General features: G+C 62.4%; 14 protein-coding genes. 11 read left to right on the forward strand and 3 right to left on the reverse strand.

Annotated elements, in window-relative coordinates; genetic code table 11:
• Positions 1 to 13 precede the first annotated feature (13 nt).
• The 11 genes from ACEN2R_RS04620 (at position 14) to ACEN2R_RS04670 (ending at position 11,548) form a co-directional block, all read left to right on the forward strand.
• On the forward strand, positions 14 to 1,543 hold the full coding sequence (locus tag ACEN2R_RS04620) for a pilus assembly protein TadG-related protein (protein WP_442039688.1): 1,530 nt from the start codon (positions 14 to 16) through the stop codon (positions 1,541 to 1,543).
• 5 nt (positions 1,544 to 1,548) lie between these two features.
• Positions 1,549 to 2,043 (forward strand): TadE/TadG family type IV pilus assembly protein, encoded by a 495-nt coding sequence (locus tag ACEN2R_RS04625; RefSeq protein ID WP_442039690.1) that lies wholly within the window; start codon positions 1,549 to 1,551, stop codon positions 2,041 to 2,043.
• 14 nt (positions 2,044 to 2,057) lie between these two features.
• Positions 2,058 to 2,678 carry a TadE/TadG family type IV pilus assembly protein gene (locus ACEN2R_RS04630; protein ID WP_442039692.1) on the forward strand — a complete coding sequence of 207 codons (621 nt, stop codon included), beginning with the start codon at positions 2,058 to 2,060 and terminating at the stop codon, positions 2,676 to 2,678.
• 16 nt (positions 2,679 to 2,694) lie between these two features.
• Positions 2,695 to 3,903, forward strand: a complete 1,209-nt coding sequence (locus ACEN2R_RS04635) for an AAA family ATPase (protein WP_442039694.1) — start codon at positions 2,695 to 2,697, stop codon at positions 3,901 to 3,903.
• A 15-nt stretch (positions 3,904 to 3,918) separates the two neighbouring features.
• Complete coding sequence (locus ACEN2R_RS04640; protein WP_442039696.1) at positions 3,919 to 5,310, forward strand: CpaF family protein; 1,392 nt, start codon at positions 3,919 to 3,921, stop codon at positions 5,308 to 5,310.
• Positions 5,307 to 6,278, forward strand: a complete 972-nt coding sequence (locus ACEN2R_RS04645) for a type II secretion system F family protein (RefSeq protein ID WP_442039698.1) — start codon at positions 5,307 to 5,309, stop codon at positions 6,276 to 6,278. Before ACEN2R_RS04640 ends, ACEN2R_RS04645 begins: the two co-directional genes overlap by 4 nt.
• A gap of 15 nt (positions 6,279 to 6,293) precedes the next feature.
• On the forward strand, positions 6,294 to 7,286 hold the full coding sequence (locus ACEN2R_RS04650) for a type II secretion system F family protein (RefSeq protein WP_442039700.1): 993 nt from the start codon (positions 6,294 to 6,296) through the stop codon (positions 7,284 to 7,286).
• 144 nt (positions 7,287 to 7,430) lie between these two features.
• Positions 7,431 to 8,342 carry a DNA-binding protein gene (locus tag ACEN2R_RS04655; RefSeq protein WP_442039702.1) on the forward strand — a complete coding sequence of 304 codons (912 nt, stop codon included), beginning with the start codon at positions 7,431 to 7,433 and terminating at the stop codon, positions 8,340 to 8,342.
• 35 nt (positions 8,343 to 8,377) lie between these two features.
• Entirely contained in the window at positions 8,378 to 9,637 is a 1,260-nt protein-coding gene (locus ACEN2R_RS04660; RefSeq protein ID WP_442039704.1) for an efflux RND transporter periplasmic adaptor subunit, read from the forward strand.
• On the forward strand, positions 9,634 to 10,347 hold the full coding sequence (locus tag ACEN2R_RS04665) for an ABC transporter ATP-binding protein (protein WP_442039706.1): 714 nt from the start codon (positions 9,634 to 9,636) through the stop codon (positions 10,345 to 10,347). Before ACEN2R_RS04660 ends, ACEN2R_RS04665 begins: the two co-directional genes overlap by 4 nt.
• The gene (locus tag ACEN2R_RS04670; RefSeq protein WP_442039708.1) at positions 10,337 to 11,548 is read left to right on the forward strand and encodes an ABC transporter permease; all 1,212 of its coding nucleotides are present in this window, start codon (positions 10,337 to 10,339) and stop codon (positions 11,546 to 11,548) included. Before ACEN2R_RS04665 ends, ACEN2R_RS04670 begins: the two co-directional genes overlap by 11 nt.
• 6 nt (positions 11,549 to 11,554) lie before the next feature.
• Here ACEN2R_RS04670 and ACEN2R_RS04675 read toward each other — a convergent pair whose 3' ends face one another.
• Genes ACEN2R_RS04675 through ACEN2R_RS04685 form a run of 3 tightly spaced genes read right to left on the reverse strand, consistent with a single transcriptional unit; the run spans position 11,555 to position 12,980 of the window.
• Positions 11,555 to 12,268, reverse strand: coding sequence for a PDZ domain-containing protein (locus tag ACEN2R_RS04675; RefSeq protein WP_442039710.1), 714 nt, complete (start codon positions 12,266 to 12,268; stop codon positions 11,555 to 11,557).
• Positions 12,199 to 12,867 (reverse strand): trypsin-like peptidase domain-containing protein, encoded by a 669-nt coding sequence (locus tag ACEN2R_RS04680; RefSeq protein WP_442039712.1) that lies wholly within the window; start codon positions 12,865 to 12,867, stop codon positions 12,199 to 12,201. The genes ACEN2R_RS04675 and ACEN2R_RS04680 overlap by 70 nt, the downstream gene beginning before the upstream one ends.
• Positions 12,852 to 12,980: a hypothetical protein gene (locus tag ACEN2R_RS04685; protein WP_442039713.1), complete on the reverse strand. Its 129-nt coding sequence runs from the start codon at positions 12,978 to 12,980 to the stop codon at positions 12,852 to 12,854. Before ACEN2R_RS04685 ends, ACEN2R_RS04680 begins: the two co-directional genes overlap by 16 nt.
• Positions 12,981 to 13,234 lie beyond the last annotated feature (254 nt).

Consider the following 13,234-nt stretch of genomic DNA (forward strand, 5'->3'; position numbering starts at 1 on the left):
AAAGGGGAACACAATGTCAATCCGACACCATCTTTCCGCCTTTCGCACCGACGAGACCGGCACAATTGCGCTTTTGTGGGTCTCTGCCATTGTGGCGGTGATCGGGCTTGTGTCCTTGTCGTTCGACATCGGGCGGATGAACGCCACGCATTCCGAACTTCAGTCCTTTGCCGATAACGTGGCGCTGGCCGCCGCCGCCGAACTGGACGGACAAGGCGATGCCATCACCCGCGCGACAAGCGCTGCGGCCAATCTGGTGACGGACAGCCAGACGTTTGGATCAGGCGACGGCATCCTGTCGGGCCCCTCCGATTACACCCTGACATTCCACACCAAACTTCCCGCCTCTGATCTGACGCCACTTGGCGCGAATGCCACGACGGTGGCCAGCAAGGCGGCATTTGTTCAGGTCGTCGTGACGCCGGTTTCGCTGACGCTTCCGTTTTTGCGGGCGATCAATTCCATTCTGGGTGCGGGGTCGGACCCTGTCACCGCCGATCTCAGCGCCGAGGCCGTTGCGGGTTTCACGCAAGAGGCATGCGACATCACCCCGCTGATGTTTTGCCTGCCCCCGCCGGTCGCACCTGAAACCAGCTATAAGGCGGAAAACCATCGCGGCGACCAGATCTTGTTGCGCACAGGCGGCAACGGGGCGGCCTGGGGGCCGGGGGATTTCGGGTTCCTTGACCCGTCATCGGCCAATCTGGGGGCGACCTGTGCCGGGGAAAACGGTCTGAACAACATCGTCATCTGCCTGATCGGCGCGGCCCAGAACATCACGTCATGCTATTCGCAGCGCGGCGTCGATATTCAGCCGGGGCAGGCGGTTGGCGTCTGGAACGATGCGTTCAACATGCGGTTCGACCGGTACAGCAGTTCGCTGAACAAGCTGAAGTCCGACCCCGATTACCAGCCGGCCCCGACGATCATCTCAGGTCAGACCGGCGGGTGTGGGAATACCGGCGTGTCCAGCTCGACAAATTCGATCGGCCTGCCGCATGACAGCTGCTTTTCCGCCGGAACCTGCACGCGGTTCGGGCATGGCACATGGGACTATCAGAAATACATCGGTTGGAATTACGGCACCCCCGGCTATGCCACGGGAACGACGGCCTATGACGCATCCTGGGATGACCACCTGACCGCCTTCACCGTGGATGCCGCCGCCGGCTCCCGCTACGAGACATATCTGAGGGAAATCGCCTATCTGAAAAGCCTGGCCTCTGGCAGCCCCTTGTTGATGGGGCGCGACGAAACGGGTGTCACGCAGTGTTATACCGGACCGAAAACCGCGACTGCGAACCGTCGTGTCGTGATCGCGGCCGGGATTGATTGCGCTGCCAACAGCATCAGCGGCGCGGCGAAAAATGTTCCCGTTGCCGAGTTTTTCGAGTTGTTCCTGACCGATCCGGTGGGCACGGGCACAGGATCGCCCGGAACATTCGATCTTTATGTCGAGGTGATCGGGTCTGCCGGACTGGCGGGCTATACCTCGGCTGGCGACGGCGGAATTTTCCGCGATGTCGTGCAGTTATACAGGTGACGGGCATGGGCATCGGCATCCCCCCATTCCGCAGCTTTGCCAAGGCCGAACATGGCGCCGTTCTGGTCGAGTTCGCGATTGTCCTGCCGCTGATGCTGCTGTTCTTCGCGATCACCATTGAATCCGCCCGCATGTTCTGGAGCTATCAAAGCGCGATTGCCGGTGTCCGCGACGCCAGCCGGTATCTGGCGCGGGTGGCGCCGGTCGATATCTGCCTGACCTCGGGCGGGTTGGATAGTTATGCAGCGCAGCTTAAGACCATCGTGGAATCCGATATTGGCGGCAACCCGGTGTTACCGACGCTGGTGACGATCAATTCGGTGACCCCGACGGTGTCCTGCATCAATGGCGGCTACCGCACCGACCCTGCGCCAATGGCCACGGTCAGCGCGAATATGACCATCGTGTTTCCGTTCGGCAATCTGTTCACCCTGTTCGGGTCCGGCTTGACCTCGGTCACCACCGATGTCGTCGACCAATCACGGATCTTCGGCCAATGAACCGCCTGCATCATATGAGCATGCGTTCTGCAGGGTTTGCACGGTCAGAGCGGGGCGGGGTGATGGTGGAATTCGCCATCGTCTGCGCCGTTTTCTTTCTTTTACTGTTTGCCCTGCTGGATTTCGGGCGGCTGGCGTTTTCCAATGTGCTGGCCGAGAAATCCGCCTCGATTGCGGCGCGGATCGCGGCGGTGCGTCCGCCCGCCTGTGCCGGTGTGCCGGTCCGCTACACCAGAGGCACCGCAGACCCGCAACCGCGTTTCGGGACTTCGTGCCGCGCATTTCCCGGCACCTGTGCCACGGTCGCGACGGTGACCTGCGCGGGGGCTGCAACCAATGCGACGGCCACCGAGATATGGGCACGCATCGCGTCCAGCCTGCCTGCGGGCAGTGCCATCGGGAATATGCAGTTTTCCTACAGTTTCGATGCAAACCTGGGGTTCCTTGGCGGGCCATACACACCGATGGTGACGGTCGATCTGCATCTGCCGGATTTCGAATTCGTCTCGCCTTTGGGCGGTTTGGCGGGGGCGGCGGGGGCGGCGGACACCGCAGGCATGGGCGCAGACATCATTCGCCCGACCTTCAGCGTCTCGATGCCCGCCGAAGATCTTGCAGCAGGCGAGGCAGGATAGCGCAATGGAGAGATCAATGGATCATAACACCAGATCAATTCTTGTCGTCACCCGAAGCCAGGAACTGGCCGACAGGATTACCGCAGGGTTCCGCGAAAGCCGGGACACGCGGGTCAAGGTCGCCCATTCCAGTCTTGCGGCGATGAACGGCCACGCCGCCGAACTGACCTTTGAAAGCAATGTCGTGATCTTCGAGGCCGACCCCGAGGACGAGCGCGAGATGGCCGCGATCCGTGAATTGTTGACAAAGGGGCAGGAGGATACGTTGTTTCTGGCCCTGACCGATGGCGATGTGTCGTTGTCCAAGGCGCGGTGGTTTCTGGACGCTGGCATCGACGAGGTTCTGCCCTCGGGCATCTCGTTCGAGGGGCTGTCGGGGGTGATAGATAAATCGCTGAACGCCCGCCGGACGCCCGCAGCCCACCATATGGCGCCCGATCAAAACGAAGGTTTCATTCTTTCGGTGGCACAGGCGCGGGGCGGGGCGGGCGGAACAACGGTTGCCGTGAACCTTGCCTGCGCGTTGCTTGGCCACAACAGCCTGTTCAAAAGGGCCACCAAGGCGCGCGTGGCGCTTCTTGATCTGGATCTGCAATTCGGCAACGCCAATGTGCTGCTCGATCTCGAAGACAACGGTGCCTTCAGCACCCTGATTACGAGCGGCCAGTTGCCGGACCGCGCCTATGTCAGATCCATGATGCAAAGCCATTCCAGCGGTCTGGATATTCTGAATGCCCCGCCGTCCATCGTTCCGCTGACCGCCTTGCGCCCCGATCTGGTGGCCGCCCTGCTGGACGCATTGCGGGCCGAATATGATTATGTAGTCGTCGATCTGCCGCGCGTTCTGACCGAGTGGCTGGAACCGGTGTTGCTGCGGACGGACCGGATGACAATTGTCATGGACACCTCTGTTCCCTCTGTCCGCCATGCCAAACGCCTGATGGATTTTTACCGCGAGGTGCAGATCGGGTTGTCTGTCGGTCTGGTCGTGAACCGCGAAAGCCGCCCGATGATCAGAACCGCCGCCCAGAAAGAGGCCGAAGACGTTCTGGGCGCGTCGTTCTCCCACTGGTTGCCCGACCGTCCCAGAATCGTGCGCAAAGCCACCGATCAGGGCCAGCCCTTTATGCTGGGCCATGCCGGTTCGGACATCGGTAAGGCGTTCCGCAAGTTTGCCGATGCCACACAGAATTCACTGCCAAGACAGATTGCAATCGCCAATTAAGAAGTGAGCCAAGCCATGTTCAAAGATTTCAATAAACGGACCCACAAGGCTGCCGATAACGTCGTGCGGCTTGATGCGGTGCCCGAGATTTCTTTCGCGAAAAAACAATACGAGCGTGAGGTCGATGTGGATCTCATGGCCCATCTGGAACTGAAAAGCCGCCTTCATGAAGAACTGCTGGACCGGCTGAACCTGTCGGTGATCGACAAGATCGAAAAGCCCGAATTGCGCCGCCAGATCGCCGATCTTGTCGGACAACGGCTGGAATCCGAAGGCATGCCGATGCGGTCCGAGGCGTTCTCGAAACTGGTGGACGAACTGATCTTCGAGGTCATGGGCCTTGGCCCGCTGGAGCCACTGCTTGCCGATCCGACGATCAACGATATTCTGGTGAACTCTCATTCGCAGATTTACGTCGAGCGCTTCGGGATTCTGGAGAAAAGCCCGGTGCGGTTCCGCGATGAACGGCATCTTCTGCGGATCATCGACAAGATCGTGTCGAAGGTCGGGCGGCGCATCGACGAATCCCAGCCCTGGGTCGATGCCAGATTGCCGGACGGCAGCCGCGTCAACGCGATCATCCGGCCATGTTCGGTTGATGGCCCTGCGCTGTCGATCCGCAAATTCTCGCGCAAGCCTTTGACATTGAGCCGGATGATCGAGAACGGCGCGCTTAGCACTGCCGCGGCCACGCTGTTGCAAGCCTTGGTCGAGGCGCGTTTGAACGTGCTGATTTCGGGTGGCACGGGGTCGGGCAAGACAACCATGCTGAACGCGATGTCATCGTTCATAGACCACAACCAGCGCATTGTGACGATAGAGGACGCGGCAGAGCTGCAATTGCAGCAGGAGCATGTGGTGCGGCTTGAAACGCGCCCCGCCAATTCCGAAGGGCAGGGCACGATCTCGCAGCGCGATCTGGTGCGCAACGCGCTGCGGATGCGGCCCGACCGGATCATCGTCGGCGAGGTGCGCGGCTCTGAGTGTTTCGACATGTTGCAGGCGATGAACACCGGCCACGACGGGTCGATGACCACGGTTCACGCCAATTCGGCCCGCGACGCTCTCAGCCGGCTGGAACAGATGGTGACGATGCTGGGGGCGGACCTGCCGATCCGCACGATACGCGCCCAGATCGCCACCTCTATTCACATCGTCGTGCAGGTCGCCCGCATGAGCGACGGGCGCCGCCGCGTGATCAGCATTTCCGAAATCACCGGAATGGAGGGCGAGGTGATCACCATGCAGGATCTGTTCGTGTTCCGCCGCCGGGGCAAATCCGAGGCGGGCGATGTGCTGGGCGATTTCATGACCACGGGCATCCGGCCCAAGTGTTTCGAGATGCTGCAAGACGCGGGCATCTTGCTTGATCCCAAGCTGTTCCAGCGCGACGAGGTGATGTCATGACTGGTCCGCAATCAGCCGAACTTCGGTTTCTGATCTATGTGGCGGTCTTTATCGGTGTGCTGCTTGCCTTTGACGGGCTGCGGCAATTTCTGTCGCGGACCGAGGATCGGGATCAGGCGTTGAACCGCCGGATGCGGATGCGCAAGAAAGGTGTCGTAACCGAGCAAAGCCTGAACGTCTTTCTGGACAAACGCGAAGGGCAGGGCACCGGCGGGGTGATGGCCTATGCAACGTCATTTCCCGCGCAGATGCGGCAGGCGGGACTCCATATCAGTGCCCGTTGGTTTATCCTTGGCTTTGGCCTGCTTGGTGCCGTTCTGTTCGTCGGGCTTTGCGTCAGGTTCCCCGTGCCGGTCGCGGCACTTGTTGCGGTTTCGGCTGCGATAGGCGGTCCGGTTCTGGTGATCGGCAATCGGCGGCGTGCCCGGATGGCCAAACTGACCGCCCAACTGCCCGACGCGCTGGATCTGATGGCGCGGGGGCTTCAGGTCGGCCATCCGCTTAGCGTGACGGTGGCCAGCGTCGCGTCGGATATGCCGGACCCGATCGGCAGCGAGTTCGGTATCATTCAGGATCAGGTCAGCTATGGCGACGACATCGTTACCGCGTTCAACGACTTTGCCGAGCGTGTCGATATAGAAGACGCGCGCTATCTTGCGGTCAGCGTCGGCATCCAGCACGGAACAGGCGGCAATATGGCCCGCATTCTGAAGGTGCTGTCAAAAGTCATCCGCGACCGCGCGGTCATGCACAAGAAGATCCACGCGATCTCGTCCGAGGGGCGACTGAGCGCGGTCATCCTGACCTGCATGCCGCTGATCATTTTTGCGACGATCACGATCACCTCGCCGGGGTTTTATGGCGATGTGAAATCCGATCCGCTGTTCATGCCGATCATGGCCTCGATCATCAGCCTTATCGTGCTTCAGGGGTTCATCCTGATCCGCATGGTCAATTTCAAATTCTGAACCGGGAGATGTGCCATGGAAACACTCATGCAGACCCTTATCCAGTCGACAGGGCTTGGCCCTGAAGTTCTGGCCTTTGCAGGCATCGGTCTGGGGGTTTTGATCATTGTTTTCGGGATGTCAGGGGCGCTTGTCAGCAACACATCCCCGGAAGCCCTGAGAATGCGGACCCCCGCTTTGGGGGCGGGGCGTCGTCCGCGAGAGACCCTGATCCGCGCGCAGGACAATGACCCAAGCGGTATTCTGCAGGCGCTTTTGCCCAGATCGCAGCACGAACGGACAAAGATCGCCAAACAGTTGCGGCAGGCGGGCGTCCATGGCCGCTATGCTGTGCGCAATTTCTATCTGGTCCGAACCCTTCTGTCGTTGGTTTTGCCGCTGCTGTTTGTCGCGGCGACATATCTGCCCGGCTATGTGGACCTGCCGCTGAAGCTGAAGGCGTTTCTGACCGGCGTCACCTATCTTCAGACATTTTACATCATGACCGTCTGCATCGTGGCCGGGTACTACGGCCCGCTTTTGTGGCTGAACTCCCGCATGGCAGAGCGACGCGAGCGGGTGCGCTACAGCTTTCCGAACGCGCTGGACTTGCTGCAAGTCTCGATCGAAGCGGGCCTTGGTATGGATGCGGCGCTGACCCGCGTGGCCCATGAGATGGCGCGCGTCGCACCCGAACTTTCGGCTGAATTCACCATCCTGCAACTGGAAATCCAGGCTGGAAAAGACCGGGAGCGTGCACTTCTCGACATGGCCGAGCGCTGTGATGTCGAGGCGGTTCTGGCCTTTGTGAACGTCATCATCCAGTCCTCCCATTTCGGCACCAGCATATCCGAGGCCCTGTCGGCGTTCTCCAATGAAATGCGCCTGACCCGCGAGCTGAATGCGCAGGAGCAGGCGAATAAACTGCCCGTGAAAATGTCCGCCGTGATGGCCGGGATCATGATGCCGGTCCTTTTGATGCTGACCATCACGCCCGTTCTGATCCGGTGGTTGCGGATGATGGGATGAATTGACCCTCCTGATGCGACCTTGGCCCTGTCCGGTTTCAGGACGGCGGCAGACGGGGGGCATTGACGGGGGTCAATGCGGCGCAGCGAGCACCTGCCATTCTTGCCCTGACCCCGAAAGGGATGCCAAAGGGACGGCAGGCAGATGAAAAACGGGACAGATGGCACCGAAGACGACGCCATGACCAGGCGTGCCTTGCGCGACGGCCTTTTGCAGAACCGCCACATCGCAGATCAGCTTGTGGCTTATGCGGATCTGTTGGCGCAGCAGGGCGGGGACGGCTTTCGGGAACGGGCCTACCGTGCGGCGGCGGGGACAGTGCAGCGGATGGACCGCCCCCTGGTCGAAGTTCTGGCGGAACAGGGGTTGGACGGGCTGATCGACTTGCCAACCATCGGCGCGGGCATTGCGTCGGCCATCGCCGAGATGTTGCGCACCGGGCATTGGGCGCGGCTTGACCTGATGAGCGGTGCTGCGGCGCCCGACCGCCTGTTCCGCACGCTGCCGGGAATAGGTCCGATCCTTGCCGCAAGTCTGGCCGAGGCAACCGATGCCGAGACGCTGGAGGCGCTGGAGATGGCGCTTTTGCAGCCCGGGACCAAGGTTCCGGGGTTGGGGCCGCGACGTCGTGCGATGATCCTTGCCGGGCTGTCCGACAGGTTGGCGCGGATCAACGCAGGCGCGCCCCGCGCCACAGCCGGCGAGCGGCCCGACGTGGGGCTGTTGCTGCGGATGGACAACGCCTATCGCGCGGCGGCAGAGGCGGGAAAGCTGCGCATGATCGCCCCGCGCCGCTTTAATCCCGAGGGTCTGTCGTGGCTGCCGATCCAGCACCGGACCGACGGCGGGTGGGAAATGACCGCGCTTTATTCCAACACGGCGCTTGCACACCGGCTTGACCGGACCCGCGACTGGGTTGTGATCGACTATCACAACGACAAGGGCGCGCAGGGGCGGTGCACCGTGGTGACAGAGCCGCATGGCCCCCTGGAGGGCAAGCGCGTCGTGCGGGGGCGCGAGGCCGAGTGCGCCGCATATTACGGGGCAGGGCGCTGACGTTGCCTGATGAAGGGCGCAGGAAAGGGGCCATCGTGGGCGACGAGAAGATCGACATCGACCGCCTTCTTGCCGAGGGCGCCGAACGCACATGGCATCCCTTGCGGATTGCCGCGGTTCTGGCGCTTGTGGTGGCAAGCCTTGCCGGTTGGTATCTTATGACTCGCACGGACAGCGGCGGTGCCGCGCGATACACCACCCAAGTCCTTCAGCGCGGGACGCTGACCACCACGGTAACGGCCGTGGGCACGGTGGAACCCACCAGCAAAGTCGAGGTGTCAAGCGAGCTGTCTGGCACCATCCGCACCGTCGAGGTGAACGACAACGACCAGGTCACGCGCGGGCAGGTGCTGGCTCGACTGGACACCACTGCGCTGGAAGCAGGCCTTGCCCACAGCCGCGCGACCCTTGCCGCGCGCAAGGCCCGCGTAACAGAGGCCGAGGCGACCCGGACAGAAATGCAGGCGGCTTATTTGCGCGCCGACAGCCTGTTTCAGCGCGGCGTCACAACACTGGAGGTCTATATCGGGTCCGAGGCGGCGTTGCGTCGTGCCGAGGCGGCATTGGCCAGCGCCGAGGCGGATGTGGCTGTGGCCGAGGCCGATGTGCAACTGAACGAGGCCAATCTGGCAAAGGCCTGTATCTGCGCCCCGATCGACGGTCTTGTTCTGGACCGCAATGTCGATGCGGGGCAGATCGTTGCCGCGTCGCTGTCGGCGCCGGTGTTGTTCACCTTGGCCGAGGATCTGCGCCGGATGGAACTTCGGGTCGATGTGGACGAGGCCGATATCGGGCGGGTGGCCGTCGGGAATTCGGCGGAGTTCTCGGTCGAGGCATTCCAGGACCGGGATTTCCCTGCCACGGTCAGCACCCTGCGCTACTTTCCCAAAACCGTGGACGGGGTGGTGACCTATCAGGCGGTGCTGGAGATCGACAATGCCGACCTGTTGCTGCGTCCCGGCATGACGGCGGTGGCGGTCATTACCGTGGGCCAAGTGACCGATGCGCTGCTGATCCCCAACGCGGCCCTTCGATTTGCCCCGCAGGACGTGGGCGGGGATGCGGGCGGCACGGGTTTGCTGGGTATGCTGTTCCGGCGGCCGCCGTCCACGGCACCGATCGCCCCCAACGCGGCAAGCGTCGACGGGTGGCGCTCTATCTGGGTCTTGCGCGACGGCACAGCGGTAAAAACGCCGGTGCGAACGGGCGCATCGGACGGGTCGTTCACCGAATTCCGCGAGGGAGAACTCGCGGCAGGCGACCGCGTGATCACTGATATGGACGCGGGCACATGACTGGGCGGGACCCGCAGCCGTTGCTGCGGATGACCGGCGTGACCAAGGTTTACGGATCGGGCGCGGGCGCGGTACACGCCCTGCGCGGGATTGATCTTAGCGTGCGCGCGGGCGAGTTTCTGGCGGTGATGGGGCCGTCAGGGTCCGGAAAATCCACCGCGATGAACATCATCGGCTGCCTTGACCAACCGACCGAAGGCAGCCTGCGGTTGCTCGGGGCAGAGGTTGGCGCCCTGAACCGCAACCAGCGGGCCCTGTTGCGGCGGCACTTTATCGGGTTCGTCTTTCAGGGCTACAACTTGCTGCCGCGCACCTCTGCGCTGGAAAATGTCGAGATGCCGCTGATCTATCAGGGTGTTGCGTTGACCGAGCGCCGCCGCCGCGCGCTGGAGGCTTTGGACCGGGTCGGTCTGAAGGACCGCGAAGCGCATCGCCCGTCGGAACTATCGGGCGGTCAGCAACAGCGCGTGGCCATTGCACGGGCCATCGTCACCCGCCCCGATCTGATCCTCGCGGACGAGCCGACGGGCAATCTGGACACCCGGCGCGGGCAGGAAGTCATGCAGGTTCTGACCGACCTGAACCGCGATGGGGGCGTGACGATCCTGATGGTCACGCATGAACCTGACATGGCCGCCTATGCCGGTCGGGTCGTGCATTTTCTGGATGGCGGTCTGGTCTCTGACAGGGTGCAGCATCATGCTGTTTGAGGCGATCAGGCTGGCGCTGTTTACCGTGTGGCGCAATGCGCTGCGGTCGTTTTTGACGGTGCTTGGGGTGGTGATCGGGGTCGGGTCGGTCATCGCGCTGGTGACGGTTGGGCAGGGCTCTACCCGGCAGGTTCAGGCGGATGTGGCATCGTTGGGCAGCAACCTGTTAATGATCCGGCCCGGACGTCCCGCGCAGGGTCCGGGCGGGGCCAGTGGTGCGGCGGCCAGTCTGACGTTACAGGATGTCGAGGCCATAGGAACCGAGTTGAACAGCATCGCCGCGGCTGCGCCGTCGAACAGCCGGATGATGACCGTGGTGATCGGCAACGCCAATCTTGATACCGCGGTGACCGGCACCGATTCCCGCTTTCTGACTGTTCGGGACTGGAATCTGGCCAGCGGACGCGGCTTTCAGGACAGCGAGCTGAATGCGGGGTCCATGGTCTGTATTCTGGGGGATACGGTGCGGCGAGACTTGTTCGGGGCAGGCGATCCGCTTGGCGCCTCTATCAGGCTTGGCAATGTGGCCTGCCGCGTCATCGGCTTGCTGGAACCGAAAGGCGCGTCAAGCTTCGGCAGCGATCAGGACGATCTGATCCTGATCCCGATCCGCGCCTTTCTGCGCCGTGTGTCAGGAAACCCCGACATTGCGATGATCTACGCCGCGGTCCGCAACGGGGTGACAACAGACAAGGCCAAGGCCGATATCGAACGCCTGATGCGCGAACGCCGCCGTATCCGACCGGGAGAGGACGACGATTTCAACGTCTTCGATATGAAGCAGATCTCTGCGATGCTGACGGGGGTCACCTCTGTTCTGACGGGGCTTTTGTCTGCGGTTGCCGGGATCAGCCTGCTGGTTGGCGGCATCGGCATCATGAACATCATGCTGGTGTCTGTGAATGAACGCACCCGCGAAATCGGGATCAGGCTGGCAGTGGGGGCGACAGAGCGGCAGATCCTTCTGCAATTTCTGGTGGAATCCATCGTGCTTTCGCTGATCGGGGGGCTGATCGGTATTCTTCTGGGGCTTGGGCTGGGCTATGTCGGCGCGCGGATGCTGTCCATTCCGTTCACCCCCGACCCGCTGGTCATTGCGGGTGCGTTCGCGTTTTCGGCGGTGGTTGGCATCGTCTTTGGCTATTTCCCCGCCAAAAGTGCGGCGCGTCTTGACCCGATAGAAGCCCTGCGCCACGCTTGACCCCACCTAGCCGATGACCAGAAACAGCGCAGCACCCTGAGGAAACACCCGTAACAACACCGGCCCCTCGCTGGAGCCCGCGATCCGCGCGACAACTTCGGGGGTGCGCACATTGGACCGGTTGACCGCCGCGATAACGTCGCCCTCCCGAAGCCCGGCCAGATCGGACGCGCTGTTCGGCGCGACAGACACAACCAACACACCGATGGCTTGCCCGTCGCGGCCCGCGCCTGTGTCCGTCGCCCGCAGCGTGACCCCCTGAAGCGCGGCACCGGTATCCGGTGCGTCAGGTGTCGCGCCCGATGGCCCGTCCTCGCCCGACAGGGTCACGGCGATCTCCAGCGTTTCGCCCGCCCGCACAAGGGACAGCACGACTTGCATTCCGGCGGGAAGGAGGCCCAGCCGGTTACGCAGGTTGGCTGATGATGTCACCGCAATGCCATCCACCGCAACGATGACATCGCCCAGTTGCAACCCCGCCGCCTGCGCCGGAGAGCCTGCGATGACGTCCGAAATCACCGCCCCGCCGCGGCCTGGCACCCCCAGCGCCTTCGCAAGCGCTGGCGTCAGATCCTGCACCAGAACCTCGATCTGACCGCGCCTCATGGTGCCGAACTCGACCAGCTGATCCGCGACGTTCATCGCCATATCTATCGGAATGGCAAAGCCGATCCCGGCACTGCCCCCCGACGGGCCGAATATGGCCGTGTTGATCCCCACCAGTTCACCGCGCAAATTGACCAGTGCCCCCCCGAATTTCCGGGGTTGATAGAGGCGTCTATCTGGATGAAATTCTCGTAGCCCTCAATTCCGAGATTGGCGCGGCCAAGGGCGCTGATGATGCCGGATATCACCGTCTGTTCCAGCCCGAAGGGGTTGCCGACGGCGACCACATAATCGCCCACCCGCAGCCTGTCAGAGCGCCCGATCCGCAATGCGGTCAGCGTATCGGCCTCGATCTCAAGCGCCGCAATATCGGTTTCCGTGTCCGTGCCAAGAACGCGCGCGGGCAGTTCGCGCCCGTCGCCGAGCCGCACCGTAATCCGGTCTGCGTTGGCAATGACATGTGCGTTGGTCAGCACGCGGCCCGCTGCAGCGTCGATAATCACCCCCGAGCCCGCCGCCTGAAACACCTGTTTCGTCGGGGGAAGCGCATCGGGGGCGCCAAAGAACTGGCGAAAGAACGGATCGGAAAAGAGCGGGTTTTGCGGCAGGGCCACAGTGCCTTGCACCGCGATGCTGACCACCCCCGGAATCACCGTCTCCAACATGGGCGCAAGACTGGGCAAATCGCCATGTTCCATCATTGGGACGGGCATCGGTGCCATCTGTGCCACGGCAGGCCGCGCCGCGCCACGCCCAGAGACTCGACAACAAGGGCAATAGCCAAAGCCTTTGCCGCGCGGGCCGATACAAGAGGTTTCCCAAACATGGCAAACTCCTTTCAAGGGGAACTGCGCGCAGTGAGACAGTGGCGATGGGGCGTGGCATTGATGGTCGTCATTTATTGAGGGTCGTCATTTCATGTGCTGACAGGCCAATTGCTGACGGGACATGCAGACGGGACGTCGCACGGGGCGCAATGTGGCAGAGCCGAATGCTGGTGGCGCCATGCGGGAATATGACTGCGCCCACTTGCAGGCGTTCAAAACCGGGTCAACGTCCCTCAAAGGCAGCGGAAAGTGG

Origin of the sequence: Pseudogemmobacter sp. W21_MBD1_M6 (genome assembly GCF_052119585.1) — a bacterium.
GTDB lineage: Bacteria > Pseudomonadota > Alphaproteobacteria > Rhodobacterales > Rhodobacteraceae > JBGQOJ01.